Raw genomic sequence first — 19,885 nt, 5'->3', positions numbered from 1 at the left:
AGCAACACGAGGGGACGCCAGGAGGGCGCTGGTTGGGACCAGGGAGGGTCCAATGAGGAATGGCAGTACTCAAACGGAGATGGGCGACGTCTCCATCTCTGTATGCCGCGCCGTTCGGCCGGCACCCATCGCGCAACAGACTCTGTCCGAGCGGTCGCTCCATGCAGTGCCACTGGAAGGTGCGCCGTGCGTGGAGGCTAGGCAGGACGGCTTTGCCAAGCCACGGGTACTCATGATCGGTGTCCATCCCGAGCGCACGCCGGGCGGGATCGCCGCCGTCTACGCACTCTATCGCCGGGGCGGGCTTTCGAACCGGGTTTCTCTGCGTTATCGCTGGAGCCAGTTGGAAGGGCGCTTGCCCCTCAGGCTCGCGGTGGCCGTTGCGGCCGCGCTGCGGATCGGCTTCGACATGCTGTTCTGGCGTCCCGATGTCGTACACCTGATGGTGGCCGCCAACGGCAGCTTCTTCCGTAAGTCGGTCTACCTGTGGATGGCGCGCCTCCTGGGCCGGCGAACGCTGTTCCACATGCATGCCTCCAGCTTCCAGGAGTTCTATGCCGGCCTGCCGCGTTGGGCGCGCGGGTATGTACGGGCGACGCTGGCGCGCACCGAGGTGATCGCCCTCAGTCCGAGTTGGGGCCGCTTCTACGCCGAACTGCGCGGCACGCGCCGAGGGGTGCACGTGCTCGGCAATCCGGTCGCTATCCCGCCACTCGCAGCGGATGATGTGCAAGCGAGCGAAGTTCAGCTGGTGTTCCTGGGCCGGGTCGGGGAACGCAAGGGGGCCTGGGATCTGATCGGCGCGCTAGCGCAGCTGCGCGCGGTGCCCGGGTGGCGGGCCTACATCGCCGGCGACGGAGATCTCGACAAGGCGCGCGCGCTCGTGCGCGAACATGGCCTCGAGGAGCGGGTCGAGATCTGCGGCTGGATCGATCGGGAAGGCGTGGAACGTCTGCTCGGTAAGCCCAGTATTGTGGTGCTCCCCTCGTACCGGGAAGGGTTGCCGGTCGCGCTCTTGCAGGGCATGGCGCACGGACACCCCGTGGTGTCGACGCATGCCGGCGGAATACCCGACTTGGTGGAGCACGGGCGCAGCGGTTATCTGGTGGCGCCGGGCGCTGTCGCGGAACTGGCCGCGGCGCTGCGACGGCTCATCGGGGACGCACCAAGGCGCGCGCGCATGGGGGCGTACAACCGGCGCCGCGTGGAGCGCGCCTATGCGCTCCCCCTGGTCGTCGACGATCTGGTGGCGCTGTACGGTGTCGAGCGGGAGGTCGGCGCATGAGCGCTCCGTTCTTTGTCACCGGAACCCCGCGCTCGGGCACCAAGCTGCTGCGCGCGCTCATCAAGCAGCAGCCTGGGTTGTGGATCCCCGACGGGGAGACCAACTTCTTTCCGCACTTCCTGACGCGGGCGCGGACGTATGGCGATCTCGCCGAGCGCCGCAACTTCCAACGCCTCGCGCAGGATATGGCGCGCACCAAGGCCTACTGGTACTGGGAGAGCGAGGGCGTCGCCCCCACCGCGGAAGAGTGGTACGCGCAATGTCCGGGCTATCGCATGCCGCAGGTGTTGGAGGGTTTGTTCCGCGCCCTGTACGCGCGCGAGGGCGCGCCGGCCGGACCATGGCAGCGGCTGCGGTGGGGCGACAAGTCCCCGGCCCACGTCGAGCGCTTGGACGTGATCGCGCGCCACTTCCCCGCGAGTCGCTTCGTGCACATCGTGCGCGATCCGCGCGATGTGGCTCTGTCGGCGGAACGTGCCTGGGGCAAGCACAAACTGCGTACCGCTCAGCGGTGGTTCGATGCAGTGTCGGCCGCGCGGCGAGTGGGTCGTGCGATCGGGTCAGAACGCTATCTTGAGCTGCGTTACGAGGACCTGGTCCGTGACCCGGAACGCGAGGTGGCGCGCGTGGTGGCTTTCCTGGGAGCGCCGTTCGACCCCGCGCGGGTGCAGCTCAAGCGCCCCTCGGAGAACCTCGGTTGGGCTCAGGGTCAGAAAGGTGTGGTGAGCGACAACGCCGGTCGTTTCCAGCGCGACATGGCGGAACGTACGCGGCGTCAGATCGAGGGCCTGTGCGGGCCGCTGCTCGATGAGTTGGGCTACGCGCGCGAGTTTCCCAATATCCCGCACTGGCGCCTGGGTGCTGCGGCGATGCAGGCGCTGAAGCTGCGCGACGGGGTGCATTGGCTGGCTTTCCAGCGACGGGCATGGGGCGGCTGGTGGCACGGCTTGCGCTTCGTGTCGGCGCGTTGATTGGCGATCCACCGACGACCACGAACGAGAATAGGGCACGCACAGATGCTCGACATCAACGTTTATCCCGACACTCATCCGCGCCACAGTTCGCCTATCTACGCGGGCCTGTTCGAGCTCGAACATCGGGGTGAGGCGCGCGTGGGTTTCTTCCGACGGCGCCCGCTCGCGCTGCGCGACGAGTCCAGCTATGCGGGGCACACGCTGTGGCTGGAAGTGGCCGATAGCGTCCGTGGTATCCACCGCCGCGTCTGCTTCGATATGGAAGACAGCCATGCCTACAATGCGCTAGATCGCCTGGACGCCTGCGACGTGTACTTCAAACGCAGTTACAGCCGCGGCGCCAGCGGCGCGCTGGCGCCGCGGCGACGTGCAAAGATTTTGCCTTATGGTCTGTATGCGCCGTGCAGCAGCCCGCACGAGCGAGGTCTGGTGGCACGGGCCTGGCATTATCGCCGGCAGCATGCCGGCACGGCGGCAGCGCTACGCGCGGCGGCCGCGGCGATGCGCACCCGCTACCTTCGTTGGCGACGTCCCCAAGCGGCCGCGCATTATCCATACCCCTTCATGCAGCGGTGGGCGGAGCCACAAGAGGGGTCGTCCGAGCCGGTGGTGCTGTTCCAGACGCGGGTTTGGGATCCGGCCGAATGGGCGCCTGTGCAGCGCGACGAGGTGGCGCGCCTCAACCACGAGCGTGCCGAGATCGTGCGGGCGCTGCGCCGGTCTCTCGGACCGCGATTCGTCGGGGGTCTGGCGCCCAGTCCCTATGCCGCCGCGCACTATGCCGACTGTCTGACCGAGCGCAGCACCTCGCGTGCAGGCTTCATGCAGCTTGTCAAGGGCAGTTCCGTGGCGGTCACCTCGACCGGCCTGCATCGCTCGATCGGCGCCCGGTTGGCGGAGTACGTGGCGGCGGGCCGTGCCATCGTGACCGAGGCGCTGCCGTGTGAACTGCCCGTGCCACTGATCGAGGAGCGGAATCTGCTCAGCTTCGATGATACTGACGGCTGCGTGGCGGCCTGCGTACGCCTGCTGGAGGAGCGCGACTTGGCCGATCGCATGCGCGCCGCCAATCGACGCTACTACATGGCTCAGCTCGAGCCGGCCGCGCACATGCGCCGTTGCCTGGAGCAGGCGCTGGCAAGGGTCCCGGGGGCCGTGGCGGCCTGTGCTGAATCGTACTGAGGTGATCCCTTAGGCGCCTGGCATCGCTAAGGGGCGCTGCTATTCTCACAGCAGGAAACGCGCGGCCCGCGGGGACGTGCATGCCCGCCGCAGTTGGGCGGGCCACAATGACAATAGGTTGTCGTACAGACAACGCCGACTCAGTCCCCTCTGTGTTCCACCGCTCGTTCAGCGCCAAACCGGCGAGCCGAGTCATGCGCGGCGGGAGGACGAGTCACAAGGACGTGAAAGCAAGCGAGAGGAATGCATGGCGACGGCGAAAACACAACGGGGGATGCCGCTAGCGCCCCGTCGCGGCAGCGGTCTCGCGGCGCGCGTGGATCAGGGCGTGCGGCGGCTGCTGCGCCAGGGGGGGCAGGCGTGGGGGGACTTCGAACGGGCGCTGTCCTGGCACGTGGGTGGCGGGCGTCGTTTCTTCGAGCGCCACTACGCGGATGTCGCCGGCGCGCACGAGTGGTGCTTCATCGTCGGCTGCAACAACTCGGGAACGACCCTGCTGCGCACGTTGCTGAACGAGCTGGACGGGGTGTGCGGCTTCGAGCAGGAGGGGCGCATGGCGACGCTGGCGTTGACGCGCGGCGGCGAGCGGGCAATCCGGCGCGTGTGGACCGAACGCCTCGACAAGTTTCGCATGCGCCCGGGCGAGCAACCCGAGGTCGCGCCGCGCCTGGTGCATGACTGGATGCATACGCTGGGCGAGGACGTCGATCGCATGATCATCGAGAAGACGCCGGCCAATGCCGTGCGCATGCAATGGCTGCAAGAAGTGTTTCCGCGCAGCTACTTCATCGGCCTGGTGCGCAACGGCTACGCGGTATCGGACAGTATCCGCCGGCGGGGCAAGAAGCCGCTGGCGCGGGCGGCCGCCCACTGGAATACCGTGAACCGCGTGATGCTTGAGGATGCGCGCGGCGTGGATAAATTTCTCGCGGTGCGTTACGAGGACATCGCGCAGCGGCCCGAGACCGCGCTCAAGGACATTGCGCGCTTCTGCGGCCGGAGCTGGTCGGGGTCGTTACGCATCCCCGTGCAGGACATGGACCGCGCGAGTCTTGCCCGGCTTACCCACGAGGAGGTGGAGACCGTGCGCCGCCACGCCGCGCAGATGCTCGACCACTTCGGCTACGCCGACCCGCGCGCGGGTGTGGAGCCATGAACATCGCGCTCTACGTCAATTCGTTTCTGCCCAATGTGGGCGGTCGCGAGTTGGTGGTGCATCAGCTTGCGCGGGCCCTGCAGGGGCTGGGGCACGAGGTGCGTGTGCTCGGCGCCTCGGGATGGTGGCGTAACGCGGGTGTGCGCACCGAATATCCCGTGCACCGCTACCCCGGGCTGGGACGGGTGTTGCAGGGGCCGGTGCGGGTGGCGCAGCTGGGCCTGGACGTGGCGCTGCGCGGCTGTGACGTGATTCATGCGCACGCGACCTATCCGGCCGGCTACCGCGCGAGCCTCATCAAGCACATGCGCCGCGTACCGCTGGTAATCACGCCGCACGGCGCGGATATCCACGTGATCCCCGAGTTGGGTCATGGGCTGCGGCTGCGCCCGCATCTGCGTGACAAGATCGGGCAGGCTCTGCACCGGGCCGATGCGATCACCGCGATCAGCGAGGCGATCGAGGTATCGCTGCATGATGCGGGCGCACCGCGCGAGCGGATCTACCGCGTACCCAACGGCGTCGACCTGGAGCGTTTCCGGCGTCCCCGGCGCCCCGACCTACTGTCGCGCCTGGGGTTGGCGCCCGAGGACAAGTTCCTGCTCAGTGTCGGCAACTACAATCCCCGCAAGGGTCACGAGGTCGCGGTCGCGGCCATGGCGCGCGTCATCGAGCACGAACCTCGCGCGCGCCTGGTGATAGTCGGGCGCGACACCGCCGTGCTCGCCGATCTCGTGGCGCGCCACGGGCTGCAGGGGCGGGTGTTGTTGCTCGGGCCTTTGCCGCCGTTGCCTTCGGCAGAGGAGGACGTACTCGCGGAGCTTTATCGCGGTGCGCAGGCTTACGTGTCGGCCGGGGTCAGCGAAGGCGCCGAGGGCCTGTCGCTGGCGGTGCTCGATGCGATGGCGGCCGCCAAGCCGGTGGTGGCGAGCGCCATCTCCGGAAACCGCGACGTGGTGCGCCATGGCGACAACGGCCTCCTGGTGCCGCCGCGCGACGAGGTGGCCCTGGCAGAGGCCATGTTGCGCGTGTTGCGGGACGATGATGCCCGTGCGGCGATGGGGCAGGCGGCGCAGCGGCACGCCGCGGGGTACAGCTGGCGGGTGATCGCCGAGCGTTATGTCGAGGTCTACGAACGGGCCATGGTACGGTCCGCGCGCGTCGCGAGGACTCGCGCGAATATCGGATGAGCGCTTCAAGGGAGGGGAGTGGTGCTTCTACTGGGGGGAGTGCAGCAAATAACGACGTGGCAACAGTTCGGCCGCCAAGTGCGGGCCAAGGACGGGCCGCTGTTGCGCCGGCTCGGGGAGTTCAGGGACACGGTCCTGGTGGCGGGGTGTCAGCGCTCCGGCACGACCATGCTGACGCGCGTCCTGAACGAGGCGCCCGAGTTGGTCGACTTCCGCTTCGGGCGCGACGATGAGCTGGATGCCGCGCTGATCCTCGCCGGTGCCGTGCCGCATGAGGTCGCCGGTCGGCATTGTTTTCAGACCACTTACCTCAACGAGCGGTACGGCGAATATGCCGCCAGCCTGCAAGAGGGCGCGGATTTCCGGCTGATCTGGGTGGTGCGTAACCCGTACTCGGTGGTCTACTCGTTGCTCTACAACTGGCGCAGTTTCGGCCTCAACGAGTTGTTCCGCGGATGCGGCGCGGCGCGGTTGGACGGTCCCGCGCGTCGCCGTTATGACTGGCTGGGGGGGCGGCTCGGGCACCTGGCCGTGAGGCGTCTCAAGCGCGCCTGTCTGAGCTACAGCGGCAAAGCCGCGCAGGTCTTCGAACTGGCACCGGCGCTCGGGGAGCGCATGTTGGTGGTGGATTACGACGCGCTGGTGGCCGACAAGATGCGCCTGTTGCCGCAGGTGTTTGCGTTCGCCGGTCTGGAGTACCGTGCCGCGTACGCGGACGGCGTCCACGGCTCGAGCGTGAACAAGGCCTCCCGCTTGAGCGCGCGCGAGCGGGCCATGATCCACGATCTGTGCAGCCCCGTGTACGAGCGCGCGCGCGCCCTCGCGGTGCAGTGATGGAGGCGCACGCGTCCACGGGCGGCGAGCCTCCCGTTGAGGAGGGGTTGCGCCTGCTCATCGTGGCGGCGGACAAGTACCCCCCGTTTCGCGTGGACGTTACGGTGCTGTTCGGCGAGGAACTGGCCGGCCGAGGTCATACCCTTGATTTGGTGCTTCAGGCCAAGGCACCGAATGCGCGCGCATATGACACCGCGTGGGGGGGCGGGGAGGCCTGGGTCGGCCCCTCCAATGGCGGTACCTCACGTTGGGCGCGGCTGGTGAAGAACGTCCGCGCTCTGGTACACGACGTCTCCGGCTTGTGGCGCGCGCGCCGCCGGCGGTACGACATCGTGCAGGTGAAGGACAAGTTCGTATCCGCGCTGGTGTGTTTGGTGTTCGCACGCGCGACCGGTGCGCGGTTCACCTACTGGTTGTCGTTCCCGTACCCGGAGGCATCCCAGTACGCGGCGCGGGTCGGCGCGGCGCGCTTTCCGTGGTTCTATCGCGCCCGGGGCCAGGTGTACAGGCTCCTGCTCTATCGGATCATCATGCCCGCGGCTGACCATGTGTTTGTGCAGAGCGAGCAGATGAAGCGGGACGTGTGTGCCATGGGGATCGATGCGCGAAAGGTCACGCCGGTGCCGATGGGGGTCTCGCTGGAGACCTTGACGGTGCCCGCGGCGATTCCCGAGGGCGGCGCGCGCCGCGTAGTGTACCTCGGGACGCTGGCGCGGGTGCGCCGGCTCGATTTTCTGGTGCGCGCCTTTCGCCCGGTTGCCGAACGAATGCCCGAGGCGGATCTGTGCTTCGTCGGTGACGGGAATGACCCGCAGGATATGGCGTTTCTGCGGGCGGAGGTGAAGCGCTGCGGGTTATCCGAGCGGGTGGTGTTTACGGGTCGGTTGCCGCGTGGGGACGCATTGGCCATCAGTGCTTCGGCGGCGGTGTGCGTGTCGCCGTTCTATCCCACGCCCATCTTGAATTCCACGTCCCCTACCAAGCTGATCGAATACATGGCGATGGGCCGGGCCGTGGTCGCCAACGACCATCCTGAGCAGCGGGCGGTGCTCGAGGCGAGCGGTGGCGGGATCTGCGTGCCCTACGAGGAGGAGGTATTCGGCGAGGCGATTCATTATCTTCTGGCCAATCCGAAGCTCGCCCGGGAGATGGGAGGGCGCGGGAAGCGCTACGTCGAGCGTCATCGCACCTACCCGCGCATTGCGGACGTGGTGGAGGCGCAGTACCGGCGTCTCGCCGCTGGCACGCGCCGGCGCCGGGCGGGAGGGAGTTGAGCGCCGCCGCACGGTGGCGTTCCTGCAGCTTGCGGGGGCAGGCGGGTGATCTAGACTTGCGGAGCATACGAACGAAGCAAGGATGCTGGCCGATGCAAGCGCATCGGAAGCAACTGCGGCAAACGGGGGGGAGCCGCGAGGATGCTACAGGGGCTTAACATCGACGGCAGTGTCAGCGTGTCCGCGGGCTTGGCAGTCCACCGCGACCGAGCGCGCAACGGTCGCGGTCCGCGCATATGCGTGCTGGTGGGCAGTCATTGGTCGAAGGTCACGGGCGGGGCGCAGTACCAGGCCCAGTGCCTGGTCGAGGCGTTGGTTCGCGAGCGGCGTGGTGAAGTGTACTACGTGACCCGATCTGCCGATCCAGGCTATCGCCCCGACGGCTATACCCTGGTGCGCGCCGGTCATGCGAGCGGCATGGCACGCGGCTTACGGCGCACGTTTCACGATCTGCGCACCTTCGGCCGAATCCTGCGCGAGATCGATCCCGACGTCATCTATCAGCGCGGCGGCGGCATCTTCACCGGCATCGCGGCACGCCATGCGCGCGCACGCGGGTGTCGGTTGGTGTGGAACATTGCGGCGCATTGGGAGGTGTGTCCACAGCCGATACGCCTGCGTCGCGATATCGCCTATCGGCTTGTGGAGCGGCGCCTGCTCGAGTACGGCATTCGCCACGCGTCGACCATCGTGGCACAGCATGCCGATCAGGCGCGGTTGCTCGAGGCGCATTACGGGCGTACGCCCGACGCGCTGATCCGCAACTTTCACCCGGACCCGCTGGAGCCGCTGGTCAAACGGCGGCCCTGCACCGTCATGTGGATCGCTAACCTCAAGCAGTGTAAGCAACCTGAGCTGTTCCTGCGGCTGGCCGAGACCTTACGCGAGCGCACCGACGCGCGGTTCGTGATGGTTGGCGGGATGCAGGTGCAGGGGCGGGCCGGCGATGCGCTGCGTACAGCCATCGCGCGCAGTCCGGTGGAGTACACGGGCGCACTGCCGCAAGAGGAGGTCAATCGTCTTCTGGCCGAGGCGGACCTCCTGGTGAACACCAGCACCGCGGAAGGATTCTCCAACACCTTCGTGCAGGCTTGGATGCGCCGGGTGCCGGTAGTCAGCTTGAACGTGAACCCGGAGGGCGTGCTCGAAAGGCACCGTATCGGTGTGCAGTCGCATACCTTCCCGCAATTGGTCGACGACGTGCGGGCGCTGCTGGACGATCATGAGGCGCGGGACGCCATGGGGCGGCGTGCGCAACAGTATGCGCTCGCACATCATTCGGAACGGAACATCGGGGCGCTGATGGATCTGCTGGTGCCCTAGCGCTGGGCACAGGAGTCGTATCGGTCGGCGCAGGGGAGCGGGCTTCGCAGCCGCGAGGCCCAAGAAGGGAGTGCCCGCGCTCGGTGGACTCGGGGGCGTGCACGCGAACATCAAGACCGTGGCGCGCTGCGTCTCGGCCCAGGGAGAGGTGAAATGAAAGTCAGTATCTTCGGGCTCGGTTATGTCGGCGCGGTGTCGGCCGGATGCCTGGCGCGCCAGGGCCACACCGTGATCGGCGTGGATCCCAATGAGACCAAGGTCGAGCTCATCAACGAGGGACGCTCGCCGATCATCGAGGATGGCCTCGGCGACCTGATCCGCGACGGGGTCCGTGCGGAGCGCCTCAGCGCCACCCCGGACGTGCGCGCGGCGGTGGAGGGCAGCGACATCTCGCTGATCTGCGTGGGTACACCGAGCCAGATGAACGGCAGCCTGGATCTGAAGTACGTGCGCCGCGTCTGCGAAGAAATAGGCAGCGTCGTGCGCGACAAGTCCGACTTCCACGTCGTGGTGGCGCGCAGCACCATGTTGCCGGGCTCGATGCGCAGCGTGGTGATCCCGACCCTGGAGGAGTTCTCCGGCAAGCGGGCGGGCGAGGGCTTCGGGGTTTGCAACAATCCCGAGTTCCTGCGTGAAGGTACCGCGGTGAGCGATTTCTACAACCCGCCCAAGACGGTGTTAGGGGAGTCCGACGGGCGCAGCGGCGACCAGTTGCTCAAGCTCTACGAGGGGATCGAGGCGCCGGTCATTCGCACCGATATCGACACCGCGGAGATGGTTAAGTACGCGGACAACACCTGGCACGCGCTCAAGGTCTGCTTCGCCAACGAGATCGGCAACATCTGCAAGGGCCTGGGCGTGGACGGCCACAAGGTAATGGAGGTGTTCTGCAAGGACACCCAGCTGAACCTCTCGCCGTATTACCTCAAGCCCGGTTTTGCCTTCGGCGGGTCGTGCCTGCCGAAGGATGTACGTGCGCTGACGTACAAGGCGCGTAGCATGGACCTCGACCTGCCGGTGCTGAACGCCATCCTGCCGAGCAACGAGCGCCAAATCGAGCGCGGGTTGCGGATGATCATGGATAAGGGGCATCAGCGCATCGGCATCCTCGGTTTCAGCTTCAAGGCCGGTACCGACGACCTGCGCGAGAGCCCGATGGTGGAGGTGATCGAACGGCTCATCGGCAAGGGGTTCGACCTCAAGCTGTATGACCGCAACGTGAATCTCGCGCGCCTGGTCGGCGCCAATCGCGACTATATCCTGAACCGCATCCCGCACATCGCGCGTCTGATGGCTACGCGGGTGGATGACGTGCTGGAGCACGGCGAGACGCTGGTCGTGGGCAATGGCGACCCGGAGTTCTGGGAGGTTGCCAAACGCCTGCGCCGGGATCAGGTCCTGGTCGATCTGGTGCGCATCGGCGCCGTACGCAGCGATGGAGGGCGTTACGATGGCATCGGCTGGTAACGGGCGTCGCGTCCTCATCATCGTCGAGAATCTGCCGGTCCCGTTCGACCGACGGGTATGGCAGGAGGCCCGCACGCTGCGTGACGCCGGTTACCAAGTGGCAGTCATTTGCCCTATCGGGAAAGGATACGACGCCCGCTACGAAGTCATCGACGACATCCACATCTACCGCCACCGCCTCCCGATGGAGGCGGAGGGTGCGCTGGGGTATGCGGTGGAGTACGGCTGGGCCTTGGCGGCGCAGTTCTATCTCGCATGCAAGGTGTTCTTCACGCGGGGCTTTGATGTCATCCACGCGTGCAATCCCCCCGACACGATTTTCTTGATTGGGCGCGTATTCAAGCTCTTCCGGCGACGGTTCATCTTCGACCACCACGACATCAATCCGGAACTCTACGAGGCGAAGTTCGGCCGGCGCGACTTCTTCTATCGTCTGCTGCTGTGGTTAGAGCGGCGAACCTTCCGCACCGCGGACGTGTCGCTGGCCACCAACGAGTCCTACCGGCGCATCGCGCTCGAGCGCGGAGGGATGGCGCCCGAGCGCGTGTTCGTGGTGCGCAGCGGGCCGGACCTTTCGCGCCTGCGGCTGCAGCCACCGGTGGCGGCGCACCGCCACGGTCGAAAGCATCTGGTCGGTTACGTCGGCGTGATGGGGCGTCAGGAAGGCATCGACTACCTTTTGCGCTCAGTGCGTCACATCGTTTACGACCTCGGCCGTACCGACATCCATTTCAAGCTGGTCGGCGGCGGAACCTCGCTGGAGGAGATGCAGGAGTACGCGCAGGCTCTGCACGTGGCCGACTACGTCACGTTCACAGGGCGCGCACCGGACGCGGAGTTACTCGAGGTGCTGAACACGGCCGATGTGTGCGTGAACCCCGATGTCGCCAACGCGATGAACGACAAGAGCACCATGAACAAGATCATGGAGTACATGGCGCTCGGCAAACCGATTGTGCAGTTCGATCTCACCGAGGGTCGTTATTCTGCGCAGGCCGCCTCGCTCTATGCAAAGCCGAACGATGCGCAAGACATGGCACGCAAGATTGTGGAGCTGATCGACGATCCGGCGCGGCGCGACGAGATGGGGCGTTTCGGGCGGGCGCGCGTGGAGAATGACCTCGCCTGGGAGTATGAGGCCCCGAAACTGTTGCAGGCGTACGATGTGGCACTCGGCGGACGTGGCGCGAAGGCGCGGGTGCGCGAGCGCGGTCAGGTGCGAGGCGCTTGAGCCGATGCATGGTGATCGGCGCGCCGGATGAGTCACAAAGAGACGCCCGGCCATGAGGCCGGGCGTCACCGGTCGAGCTGACCCTAGACCGGAATCACGGGTCCGTCAGATGCCGGCACACCTCGCATCCGACCAACCGGACTGCCCGTGATCATTGTAGGCGCGCAGGCGAAAGCAGATGTTCTCGCCGGAACGGATACCGAGGTCTTCCCACGGACGGTACTGGAATGCCGGCTGATCCGGATCGATTGCGCCACTGGACACGGGAAGGTCCGAGAGCAGCTGTTCCGTGTTGGACGGGCTCGGACCCGCGAATACGCGGTAGCCGTTCACGTCGTCACCATTGGCGCTCCAGCGTACCCGTACGGTCGGTACTGCGCACGCCATGCCGGCAGGGCGCCCGTGGACCTCGGCGGCCCACATGCTGGCCGCGTCGCTATCGTTTGCCGACTCGAGGGTCACCCGGACGTAGCGGGCGTTGATGCCGGCGAAATCGGCCTCCGTCCATCGAGCGGGCTGTGATTCGCGATTCTGGAACACCGGCAGCCAAGTTTCGCCGTCCAGCGAACCATGCACGCTGTAGCGGTAGACGCGGCCGTTGTCGTGGTTGAAGAACGACAAGCGGGTGCGGTTCACCATGTGGACACCACCCAGATCCAGCGTGATCCAGTGCGGCATCGGCTCGCCACCGCCGGCCCACCGCGTCTCCGGGTTGCCGTCAATGACATGCGCGGCGTAGTTGCCTACCTGCTCGGCCGACGCGCGCACGGCCACCGCGGGGATTTGCTCGACTGCGGCGCAGGCGGGGGTAGCGCCCGGGGCGGGTTCGTACACCACCACAGCTTCGCGCACGCTGGCGTTGATGCGGTCGATCAGTTCGGCGTCCTCGCTGACGGCGATGCTCATCGTGGTCTGTTCGAGCTCGACGCCGAGATCGGCGGAAAGCACGGAGCGCAGTTCCTCGGCTGATTCGACATCGAGAGCGCGCACCGCGGCCAGGGCCTCGTCGATACCGGGCGCGCTGGTAGCCTCGCGCACGGCGGTGAGGACGGTCACCGCCTGGTCGACCATCAACGGCGAGGGCGGGGAATGCGCGATGCGCTCATCGTTATCCGGGAGCAGCAGGCTGATCGCCGCGTCGAGGGCGGCGTTCGCGTTCTGACCGTTGACGTGCAGGTTGTCGTGCAAGGCTTCGATCAGTACGGCAGCGGAGGCGAGGTTTGCGACGGCCGCGCTGCGCGGGTTCGCGCCGCTGGCGCCGTTGCCGTCCAACACACCGTCCACCATGTCGGCCGCCAGGGCCTCGAGCAGGTCGTCGTGCGACATCTGGGCGGCGGTAAGGTCAGCACCCTGCTGTAGCGCCGCCTGGGTGCGCTTGATCGCCTGCGCGAGGGCTTCATTGGCGCGCACGGCGGTAGCGACGTTATTGCCCGTAACGGGCGTGGTGATCGGATCGGGCATGGCGAAGGTGTCCAGCCCGAAGTTGAACTGGCGCACCACGTGACCGATCGCGCGCTCCATGTTGGCGGCGTTCAGGCCGCCGTCCATTTTGCGCGCGGTGCGCACCGCGATCGTCGAGTAGGCGTTGATGTTCGCGGTGGCCGAGCTGGTCGCGAAACTCGCGCTCTTGAGGGTGAAGGCCGGTGCGTCCGCGCTGACGATGTCGGTACCGCCGCTGGCGACAAGGGTCACAGGGAGAGGCGTGCCTTCGGGAATTCGAATGGTGTAGCGGGCGTTGGCATCGCTCGTGGTGCTGCCGATGCTCCGGCCGGCGGCGTCTCGCGCGACGATGTTCGCCTCGATGACCGGACCGTCGCTGACGGTGCCTTGTAAGGTGATCGCCTGCGAGGTCACGGTGGGCGGCGAGCTGTTCAAAGGGCCGTCACCGCCGCCGCAGGCGGCGAGCGTCATCAGGGCCAGCGGCGGCAGAACGCGCCGGGCAAAAGTGAGCGTACTTGGCATATTGGGCTCCGCTGTTCATTGGAATGAGTTCTTCACAGCGTCCCTGCTGATGTGTGGCACTCCGTCGCCCGGCATCCGGTTGAGGTCTTCGTGTCAGCGCGTAACAGCGCGCGGCACGTCCCCGCCTCGAGACCGATGCTCGACTAGCCTTACGTTGTTGATGCGTGCAGATGTGCACGCGGCAGGACGGCGCCCGTCGTTCCCTCTACGGTGCGGGCGTCCGTCACAGCTGGCCGGAATCCCCTCCGGCGCGCTGCATGAGGTGAGGTGTGCCCCCCCTGTCTTGTTGGTCTCGTTGTTGGTGTTCGTGAATCGTCGAGCCGGATTATTCCCGAAGGGATGCGGGCGACGATGTGCCTCGTATCCCAATTCGGGTTCCCACCGACGTTGTCGCGCTGCATGGCGGGCGTGGTGCCCTATGCTATTTTCAAGGGTGAATCAGGGCGCCGGGGGCGTCCTGTGCCAAGCACAAGGAGTGGCTGGCGGTGTACGAGTCCTATTACAAATTAAGGGGTTCCCCTTTTCTGGCGGTGCCCGAACCCGGGGTCTTCTTCCGCAACGACGCGCGAGAGGAGGTGCTGGCATGGCTGGAGCGGGGGCTTCCGGGCGGCGCGGCGGTCGCATTGGTCACCGGCGCAAAGGGCGTGGGCAAGACGGCCCTGGCGCAGCAGTTGCTTGCCGAAGCCGAGGATGCGCCGGTCGTGGCGCGCACCCTGGAGACGCCGAGCGCCGCCGATTCCTTGATTCGGGCGGTCGCGCCACTGTTCGGGTTGATGCCGCGCGGCGCACCTGAGCAGCTGTGGCAGGAGTTCGAGACCTTTCTTGAATCTAGGGCCCAAGGCGGCGGCCGTCTCTTTCTGCTGATAGACGATGTTCAGGAGCTTCCGCCGTTGGCGTGGGATGAGTTGGGACGTATCGCGGCCCTGCGCCGCGGGACGCGGGTGCCGCTCACCTGTGTCCTGTTCGGGGCGAACGAGTCGCGGGCGCGGGCCGGAGCGCTGGCAGGCAGCGGCCTGGTCGAACGGCGCCTCGAGCCGCTCGACACGGAGGGTGTGCGCTCGTATGTGCAGTACCGCCTCCGTTCGGCGGGGTGGGCGGGCGACCCGCAACTCGAGCCGGAACTGTTCGAGGAGATTGCACAACGGACCGAAGGTCTGCCCAGGCAGATCAATAGCCTGTGCGACCGCCTGCTGACCTGGGCGAGCCTCGAGGGGCGCCACCGCTTGAACGCAGACGACGTTGCGCGCATGTACGACCGTAGTCACGGCAAGCGCACGCCGGCGGCGCGCGCGGTGGCCGGCATAGGCGGCGGCGTCGCGCCCCTGCTTTACGCTGAAGAGGATGCTGCCACAGGTATGGCGTCCCCATCGCCTCGCGCGAGTGTTCGGACGCAGGGTGCCCGGCACGCGGCGGACCGGCAGGCGAACCGGATGCCCCCGCCTCGGTCATCGCAGCGCGCGCCGGCGCCGGCGTCGTCGGCGCCTGCGGTACGGCCGGTTGAGGTTCCGCCGATGCCGGAGCCGCGCAAATCGATGGACGAGGATCTCGCCGAGATCGAACGCTTGGCGGCGCAGCTGGAGAAGATCGAGCGCGTCGCGCCCAAGGCCAGGCCGGCGCCCAAGGCCGGCGGCGACATCGAGTCGCTGCGACCCAGTCGCGAGCAACGGCGACCGGCCGCAGCCGAAGAGCACCCCGGACCGCATCCTGAGATGCCCGCGTGGCCTGACATCGCCTACGAGCGCCCCGTGCCCGTGGTCGAGCACCGCCGAACGGGCATCGGCTGGTTCACCGTCGGACTGTTGTCGGCGGTGGTCATCGCTACCGGCGCCGCCGTTTACGGCGGTTGGATTCCGTTCGGTTAAGCCTTTACTTGCAGGCGCTTCTGCTCGCGCACCCCGCGGCCGCTTGGCCCGCCGCGACCGAGACGGTACACTCGCCGAGGCGGTGTCGACCGCTCGCGCGCAGGAGGCGCGCGTCTATTGCAAGGAGGCAAGATGGAGCACCGTTGGAGCAAGCGCAAGGCGCTCAAGCTCGATGTTTTGCTGTATCACCGGGGAATGCCCATCGCGCGCAGCCGGTCGCGCAACATCGGGCTCGAGGGCATGTGCGTTGATGCCGGTATCGAGCTCCCCGAGCACGCCCCCGTCGATGTCGAGTTCGAGTTGATGCACAAGGGGCGTAGGCGTCGTCACCGGCTTCCGGCGGTGGTCGTACATCGCACCGAGGAAGCGACCGGCTTGATGTTTCGCACCTTCGATCGGGCCGCTTTTCAGGCCATCGAGGAATACATCTACCTGCAAGGGCAGGCCCAGGAGGACATCCGCTAAAGCGCAGGATTCCTGTAAATCAGGCGGAACCGACCAGCCGGGCGAGAACGCCCTGATAGATGCGCGCCAGGTCGTCCAGGTCGGTCGCCGCTACACACTCGTTCACCTTGTGGATACTGGCGTTGACCGGGCCGAGCTCGACCACCTGCGCGCCCGTCGGCGCGATGAAGCGGCCGTCGGAGGTGCCACCGGCGGTCGAGGCCTGCGGCACGATACCCACCACCTCTTCGGCGGCGGCCCGCACCGCGTCCAACAACTCGCCCGTGCGGGTGAGAAACGGCTGCCCGGAACTCGTCCACTGCAGCGTGTAGCGCAGGCCATGGCGCTGCAGCACCTGCTCGACCTCGATGCGCAGCTGCTCCTGCGTGGTGGCGGTGGAGTGGCGGAAATTGAACTGCGCCTGCAGGCTGCCCGGGATCACGTTGGTGGCACCGGTCCCGGCCTGGATGTTCGACACCTGGAAGGTCGTGGGCGGGAAGTCGGCGGTGCCTTCGTCCCACCGCCGGGCGCAGAGTTCGGCGAGCGCGGGTGCCAGGCAATGGATGGGGTTCTCGGCCAGCTCGGGATAGGCCACGTGACCCTGCGTGCCGTGCACGGTGAGGGTGCCGCTCAACGAGCCGCGTCGGCCGTGTTTGACGGTATCGGCCAAGCGCCGGCTGCTCGAGGGTTCGCCGACGACGCACCAGTCGATGGCGGTGCCGCGCGCCTGCAGCCACTCGACCACTTTCACCGTCCCGTTGATCGACGGACCTTCCTCGTCCGAGGTGAGCAGGAGGGCGATGGAGCCGCGCGGGGTGCTATCGGCGCGCAGGAACTGCTCGCAGGCGGTCACCATGGCCGCCAGCGAGCCCTTCATGTCGGCCGCGCCCCGGCCGTAGAGCATCCCATCGCGCAGCGTGGGCTCGAAGGGCGGGGAGTCCCATAGCTCCAGCGGTCCGGCGGGCACCACATCGGTGTGGCCGGCGAACACGAACAGCGGCCCCTCGGTGCCCCGACGCAGCCACAGATTGTCCACCTCACCAAAGCGCAGGTGCTCGGCCACGAAGCCCAGCGGCGCGAGCCGCTCGGCGATCAGGCGCTGGCAGCCGGCGTCCTCCGGCGTGACGGAGGCGCGGGAGATCAATTCCTTGGCAAGGGCCAGGGTGGCCGATTCGGCGTCGCTGTTGCACATCGGATGTTCCTTCAACTCTGGCCCAGCAGACTGCGGTAGGCGGCCTCGTCGAACCCCGCCCAGTAGCGTCCGTCGACCGCCAGCAGCGGCCGGCGCAGGAGCGTGGGATGAGTGCGGAGCAGGGCACAGGCTCCCTCGGCGTCCCCCGCCGCCGCGCGCTGGGTGTCGGTCAGGCCGCGCCAGGTGGTGCTGCGGCGGTTGAGCAACGCCTCCCAGCCCAGGGCTTCACACCAAGCGGTCAAGTCGGCAGGTTCCACACCGTCATCGCGCAGGTCGTGATAGCGATAGGCGACGCCCCGCTGGTCGAGCCAGCGGCGCGCCTTGCGCACGGTATCGCAGCTGCGGATGCCGAACAGGACCGCCGGGTCAGACATCGCGCAGCAGTTCGTTGATGCCGACCTTGGAGCGGGTCTTGTCGTCCACCTGCTTGACGATCACGGCGCAGTACAGGCTGTAGCTGCCGTCCTTGCTGGGCAGGTTGCCCGACACCACCACCGAGCCGGCAGGGATGCGCCCGTAGGTGATCTCGCCGGTCATGCGGTTGTAGATGCGGGTGCTCTGGCCGATGTACACGCCCATCGAGATGACCGAGCCACGCTCCACGATCACGCCCTCGACCACCTCGGAACGCGCGCCGATGAAGCAGTCGTCCTCGATGATGGTGGGGTTGGCCTGCAGCGGCTCCAGCACGCCGCCGATGCCCACGCCGCCCGACAGGTGCACGTTTTTGCCGATCTGGGCGCAGGAGCCGACCGTGGCCCAGGTGTCGACCATGGTGCCGCTGTCGACATAGGCGCCGATGTTCACGTACGAGGGCATCAGCACCACGCCGGCGGCGATGTGCGCGCCGCGGCGCACGGAGGCGGGCGGCACCACGCGCACGCCGCTGTCGCGAAACTCGCGGGCGTTGTAGTCCGCGTACTTGGACGGCACCTTGTCGAAGTAGTTGGTGTAGCCGCCCTTCATGAAGCTGTTGTCCTGGATCCGGAAGGACAGCAGCACGGCCTTCTTCAGCCACTGATTGACCACCCAGCCGTCCGGGCCGGGCTCCGCCACGCGCGCGCGGCCGCTGTCGAGTAGCGCGATAGCCTCCTCGACGGCTTCCTTGACCAGCGTGGGCACACTGCGTGGCGTGATGTCGGCGCGGTCCTCGAAAGCCTGTTCGATGACCTTTTGCATGTCGTTCATGGTACATCCCCGTAGCGCGTGAGCTGACGTATGGAAAAGCGCGCATTGTCGCATGCGCGGCGGCGGGCGACCAAACCAGCGGCGCGCCCGTTACAAGCCTTCGACAAAGCGGCGGATGCGCCGCGCCGCCTCGATGCACTCGTCCAGCGGCGCCACCAGGGCCATGCGCACGTGCTCGGCACCCGGATCGGCGCCGTGGGCCGGGCGCGAGAGGTAACGGCCGGGCAGCACCGTGACGTTCGCCTGGGCGTAGAGCTCGCGCGCGAAACGCTCGTCGTTCACCGGGGTGCGCGGCCACAGATAGAAGCCGCCCTGCGGCGCCTCGACCTCCAGGACCGGGCGCAGGATCTCCAGCACCGCGTCGAACTTCTCCCGGTAGCGCGCGCGGTTCTCGACCACGTGCTGCTCATCCGACCAGGCCGCGGTGCTGGCCGCCTGCGTCGGCAGCGGCAGTGCGCAGCCGTGGTAGGTGCGGTAGCGCAGGAAGCGCCGCAGCACCTCGGCATCGCCGGCCACGAAACCGGAGCGCAGCCCCGGCAGATTGGAGCGCTTGGAGAGGCTGTGGAACACCACGCAGCGGCGGTAATCCGTCCGTCCGAGGGCGGCGGCCGCCTCCAGCAGACCGGTGGGCGGGGTGGCCTCGTCGGGGTATAGCTCGCTGTAGCACTCGTCGGCCGCGATCACGAAGTCGTGCGCGTCGGCGAGCGCCAGCAGCTGCGCGTAGTCCTCCACGCCCATCACCGCACCGGCGGGATTGCCCGGCGAGCATACATAGAGCAGTTGGCAACGCGCCCAGACCTCATCCGGCACGGCGGAGAAATCGGGCCTAAAGCCGCTCGCGGCAGGGGTGTTGAGGTAATAAGGTTCGGCCCCGGCGAGCAGCGCCGCCCCCTCGTAGATCTGGTAGAAGGGGTTCGGCATCAGCACCAGGGGATCCCGGCGGCGGTCCACCACCGCCTGCGCGAACGCGAACAGGGCCTCGCGCGTGCCGGCCACCGGCAGGACGTGGCGCTGCGGGTCGATGCTCTCGGCCGGCAGGCGGAAGCGCCGGGTAAGCCACGCGGCGATCGCCGAGCGCAGCGCACCGCCGCCCGCGGTGGTGGGATACTTCGCCAGGTCCGGAAAGGCCTGCGTCAGCGCCTCGCGCACGAAGGCCGGCGCCGGATGCTGAGGTTCCCCGATCGACAGCGCAATGTGCGCGAGCTCCGCCGGCGGCGTCACGCCGGCCTTGAGGGCGGCAAGGCGCTCGAAAGGATAGGGGTGCAGCTTGTCGATATCGGGATTCATGGGCATCGCGCCGGACGGTGCGGCGCATGGGCCG

Annotated in this window: 17 protein-coding genes; 12 read left to right on the top strand and 5 right to left on the bottom strand. The window is 67.4% G+C overall.

Going from position 1 to position 19,885, the window contains the following annotated elements; genetic code table 11:
* Positions 1-190 precede the first annotated feature (190 nt).
* The 10 genes from HUS23_00760 (at position 191) to HUS23_00715 (ending at position 11,916) form a co-directional block, all read left to right on the top strand.
* Positions 191-1,285 carry a glycosyltransferase family 4 protein gene (locus HUS23_00760; protein QKT02463.1) on the top strand — a complete coding sequence of 365 codons (1,095 nt, stop codon included), beginning with the start codon at positions 191-193 and terminating at the stop codon, positions 1,283-1,285.
* Positions 1,282-2,256, top strand: a complete 975-nt coding sequence (locus HUS23_00755; protein ID QKT02462.1) for a sulfotransferase — start codon at positions 1,282-1,284, stop codon at positions 2,254-2,256. The genes HUS23_00760 and HUS23_00755 overlap by 4 nt, the downstream gene beginning before the upstream one ends.
* 45 nt (positions 2,257-2,301) lie before the next feature.
* On the top strand, positions 2,302-3,441 hold the full coding sequence (locus tag HUS23_00750; protein QKT02461.1) for a glycosyltransferase family 1 protein: 1,140 nt from the start codon (positions 2,302-2,304) through the stop codon (positions 3,439-3,441).
* 274 nt (positions 3,442-3,715) lie between these two features.
* Positions 3,716-4,597, top strand: a complete 882-nt coding sequence (locus tag HUS23_00745) for a sulfotransferase (GenBank protein QKT02460.1) — start codon at positions 3,716-3,718, stop codon at positions 4,595-4,597.
* Entirely contained in the window at positions 4,594-5,787 is a 1,194-nt protein-coding gene (locus HUS23_00740) for a glycosyltransferase family 4 protein (protein ID QKT02459.1), read from the top strand. The genes HUS23_00745 and HUS23_00740 overlap by 4 nt, the downstream gene beginning before the upstream one ends.
* 18 nt (positions 5,788-5,805) lie before the next feature.
* Positions 5,806-6,621 carry a hypothetical protein gene (locus HUS23_00735; protein ID QKT02458.1) on the top strand — a complete coding sequence of 272 codons (816 nt, stop codon included), beginning with the start codon at positions 5,806-5,808 and terminating at the stop codon, positions 6,619-6,621.
* The gene (locus HUS23_00730) at positions 6,621-7,895 is read left to right on the top strand and encodes a glycosyltransferase family 4 protein (GenBank protein QKT02457.1); all 1,275 of its coding nucleotides are present in this window, start codon (positions 6,621-6,623) and stop codon (positions 7,893-7,895) included. The genes HUS23_00735 and HUS23_00730 overlap by 1 nt, the downstream gene beginning before the upstream one ends.
* Before the next feature lie 141 nt (positions 7,896-8,036).
* On the top strand, positions 8,037-9,218 hold the full coding sequence (locus tag HUS23_00725; protein QKT02456.1) for a glycosyltransferase: 1,182 nt from the start codon (positions 8,037-8,039) through the stop codon (positions 9,216-9,218).
* Positions 9,219-9,371: 153 nt separating this feature from the next.
* Positions 9,372-10,685: a nucleotide sugar dehydrogenase gene (locus HUS23_00720; GenBank protein ID QKT02455.1), complete on the top strand. Its 1,314-nt coding sequence runs from the start codon at positions 9,372-9,374 to the stop codon at positions 10,683-10,685.
* On the top strand, positions 10,669-11,916 hold the full coding sequence (locus HUS23_00715) for a glycosyltransferase family 4 protein (GenBank protein ID QKT02454.1): 1,248 nt from the start codon (positions 10,669-10,671) through the stop codon (positions 11,914-11,916). The genes HUS23_00720 and HUS23_00715 overlap by 17 nt, the downstream gene beginning before the upstream one ends.
* 105 nt (positions 11,917-12,021) lie before the next feature.
* Here the strand turns inward: HUS23_00715 and HUS23_00710 are convergent, their stop codons facing one another.
* Positions 12,022-13,878 carry a discoidin domain-containing protein gene (locus HUS23_00710; GenBank protein QKT02453.1) on the bottom strand — a complete coding sequence of 619 codons (1,857 nt, stop codon included), beginning with the start codon at positions 13,876-13,878 and terminating at the stop codon, positions 12,022-12,024.
* Between the two features lie 485 nt (positions 13,879-14,363).
* Between HUS23_00710 and HUS23_00705 the strand changes: the two genes are divergently transcribed.
* On the top strand, positions 14,364-15,740 hold the full coding sequence (locus HUS23_00705) for an AAA family ATPase (GenBank protein ID QKT02452.1): 1,377 nt from the start codon (positions 14,364-14,366) through the stop codon (positions 15,738-15,740).
* Between the two features lie 132 nt (positions 15,741-15,872).
* The gene (locus HUS23_00700) at positions 15,873-16,205 is read left to right on the top strand and encodes a PilZ domain-containing protein (protein ID QKT02451.1); all 333 of its coding nucleotides are present in this window, start codon (positions 15,873-15,875) and stop codon (positions 16,203-16,205) included.
* A gap of 19 nt (positions 16,206-16,224) precedes the next feature.
* Here the strand turns inward: HUS23_00700 and dapE are convergent, their stop codons facing one another.
* From dapE to dapC, 4 genes are all read right to left on the bottom strand, one after another.
* Positions 16,225-17,376, bottom strand: a complete 1,152-nt coding sequence (gene dapE / locus HUS23_00695) for a succinyl-diaminopimelate desuccinylase (GenBank protein QKT02450.1) — start codon at positions 17,374-17,376, stop codon at positions 16,225-16,227.
* Between the two features lie 11 nt (positions 17,377-17,387).
* Positions 17,388-17,750 (bottom strand): ArsC family reductase, encoded by a 363-nt coding sequence (locus tag HUS23_00690; protein ID QKT02449.1) that lies wholly within the window; start codon positions 17,748-17,750, stop codon positions 17,388-17,390.
* Positions 17,743-18,564 carry a 2,3,4,5-tetrahydropyridine-2,6-dicarboxylate N-succinyltransferase gene (dapD, locus tag HUS23_00685; protein ID QKT02448.1) on the bottom strand — a complete coding sequence of 274 codons (822 nt, stop codon included), beginning with the start codon at positions 18,562-18,564 and terminating at the stop codon, positions 17,743-17,745. The genes HUS23_00690 and dapD overlap by 8 nt, the downstream gene beginning before the upstream one ends.
* Before the next feature lie 90 nt (positions 18,565-18,654).
* Positions 18,655-19,851 (bottom strand): succinyldiaminopimelate transaminase, encoded by a 1,197-nt coding sequence (gene dapC, locus HUS23_00680; GenBank protein QKT02447.1) that lies wholly within the window; start codon positions 19,849-19,851, stop codon positions 18,655-18,657.
* Positions 19,852-19,885: the final 34 nt, after the last annotated feature.

This window comes from Ectothiorhodospiraceae bacterium 2226, from assembly GCA_013348725.1.
Lineage (GTDB): Bacteria > Pseudomonadota > Gammaproteobacteria.
This window is presented reverse-complemented; position numbering and strand designations above follow the sequence as displayed.

What these genes read in the sequence shown, in the direction of transcription:
- HUS23_00730 (QKT02457.1), top strand. Translation starts at nt 6,621, where the DNA reads ATGGAGGCGCACGCGTCCACGGGCGGCGAGCCTCCCGTTGAGGAGGGG.
- HUS23_00740 (QKT02459.1), top strand. Translation starts at nt 4,594, where the DNA reads ATGAACATCGCGCTCTACGTCAATTCGTTTCTGCCCAATGTGGGCGGT.
- HUS23_00710 (QKT02453.1), bottom strand. Translation starts at nt 13,878, where the DNA reads ATGCCAAGTACGCTCACTTTTGCCCGGCGCGTTCTGCCGCCGCTGGCC.
- dapE (QKT02450.1), bottom strand. Translation starts at nt 17,376, where the DNA reads ATGTGCAACAGCGACGCCGAATCGGCCACCCTGGCCCTTGCCAAGGAA.
- HUS23_00755 (QKT02462.1), top strand. Translation starts at nt 1,282, where the DNA reads ATGAGCGCTCCGTTCTTTGTCACCGGAACCCCGCGCTCGGGCACCAAG.
- HUS23_00690 (QKT02449.1), bottom strand. Translation starts at nt 17,750, where the DNA reads ATGTCTGACCCGGCGGTCCTGTTCGGCATCCGCAGCTGCGATACCGTG.
- HUS23_00750 (QKT02461.1), top strand. Translation starts at nt 2,302, where the DNA reads ATGCTCGACATCAACGTTTATCCCGACACTCATCCGCGCCACAGTTCG.
- dapD (QKT02448.1), bottom strand. Translation starts at nt 18,564, where the DNA reads ATGAACGACATGCAAAAGGTCATCGAACAGGCTTTCGAGGACCGCGCC.
- dapC (QKT02447.1), bottom strand. Translation starts at nt 19,851, where the DNA reads ATGAATCCCGATATCGACAAGCTGCACCCCTATCCTTTCGAGCGCCTT.
- HUS23_00715 (QKT02454.1), top strand. Translation starts at nt 10,669, where the DNA reads ATGGCATCGGCTGGTAACGGGCGTCGCGTCCTCATCATCGTCGAGAAT.
- HUS23_00720 (QKT02455.1), top strand. Translation starts at nt 9,372, where the DNA reads ATGAAAGTCAGTATCTTCGGGCTCGGTTATGTCGGCGCGGTGTCGGCC.
- HUS23_00745 (QKT02460.1), top strand. Translation starts at nt 3,716, where the DNA reads ATGCCGCTAGCGCCCCGTCGCGGCAGCGGTCTCGCGGCGCGCGTGGAT.
- HUS23_00700 (QKT02451.1), top strand. Translation starts at nt 15,873, where the DNA reads ATGGAGCACCGTTGGAGCAAGCGCAAGGCGCTCAAGCTCGATGTTTTG.
- HUS23_00725 (QKT02456.1), top strand. Translation starts at nt 8,037, where the DNA reads ATGCTACAGGGGCTTAACATCGACGGCAGTGTCAGCGTGTCCGCGGGC.